This window comes from Halorubrum sp. SP3, from assembly GCF_005435195.1.
Classification (GTDB): Archaea; Halobacteriota; Halobacteria; order Halobacteriales; family Haloferacaceae; genus Halorubrum; species Halorubrum sodomense.
Map to the genome: position 1 here is coordinate 1 of NZ_SGTU01000814.1, position 214 is coordinate 214.

1 pseudogene is annotated in these 214 nt (G+C 64.5%); it reads right to left on the minus strand.

The features are described from left to right. Positions 1-13 precede the first annotated feature (13 nt). Positions 14-214, minus strand: a pseudogene (locus EXE42_RS18300) (phosphate ABC transporter, permease protein PstA); the annotation flags it as partial.

Below are 214 nucleotides of genomic sequence, written 5' to 3' on the forward strand. Positions count from 1 at the left end.
GCTGTTACTCATGTTAGGTCCCCCGTTCCGCGCGGTTCCGCAGCAGGATGGCCGTTCCGTTCATGCCGACGAGAATGATCAGCAGCGTGATAACGCCTGCGGCGACGACGCCGTACCGGAAGTCGGCCTGCGGGAAGCCGGCCCACGTGTAGATCTGCATCGGCATGGCGCTGAATCGGCTGAACAGGCTGTCCGGCGCCCGGAACACCGTCGT